Source organism: Mesorhizobium sp. M7A.F.Ca.US.006.04.2.1 (genome assembly GCF_004022915.1).
Lineage (GTDB): Bacteria > Pseudomonadota > Alphaproteobacteria > Rhizobiales > Rhizobiaceae > Mesorhizobium > Mesorhizobium ciceri.
The window spans coordinates 1-806 of sequence record NZ_RZQA01001455.1; the positions used below are offsets into that span (position 1 = coordinate 1).

1 protein-coding gene is annotated in these 806 nt (G+C 64.9%); it reads right to left on the minus strand.

Annotated features, from left to right (window positions below; genetic code table 11):
• Nucleotides 1-806 (minus strand): TrbI/VirB10 family protein (locus EN925_RS38010; protein ID WP_128337471.1); only part of this gene is annotated, 806 nt, incomplete at both ends.

The window sequence follows — 806 nt, forward strand, 5'->3', positions numbered from 1 at the left end:
CTTTCGCGATATCGCTTTCGTCGTCGCTGGAGCCAAGCGACGCTCCAATACCAAGCAGGGTCGAGAGCGCTGCGGCCCGGAACAACTGGCCCCAGTGATGATCGATCTCGTCCTCAAGTCCGGAGAACCCTTGGGTATCTGCGCCTTGCTGGCGCTCCAGCACGATCGAGGCGCCGTCCGGCATGATGAGCCGGTTCCAGACCAGGAGTACGCGAGACTGACCGAAGGCGACCTGGCTGTCATACTGACCAACCAGTTTTGCACCCTGGGGGATCAGGAGATATACCCCTGACGGGCTGTCGTAGACGTTCTCCGTGACCTGAGCGGTAATCACGCCGGGCAGGTCGGAGCGGATGCCGGTAAGGAGGGCCGCGGGTATGACCGTGCCGGCCTGGACGACGTAGGGCGAAGCCTTCGCCTCGAGCCGATCGGGACTAACGGTGCGACGATCCGGCTTGGCGTTGACGAAGGCGAGTTTGCTGTCCTGCGTATCTTGAGTGGACACTGCATCAGGCACCGTCGGTTCGGCCGGCGGCGTCAATCCGGACTTGGTGTCCGCGATGGAGGTTCCAGCGCCGGTACCCTGCCGCAACGGAGCTGTCCGCGCGCTGGTTTCCGTGAAGAGCTTTGCGACGCGCGCGGCCTCGATCTCGGCGAGGCGGCGCTGTTCTTCCGGATCGACGCGAGGCGTTCTGATGTCAGGCGCAATGGCGGGCCTGCCCTGCTCCTGCGCGCGCAGGATCGGTCGGCCGAGATCGCCAGGCAGCGCGGGCCCGAGCTTTGGAACGCCAGCATAGTCCTTCGGC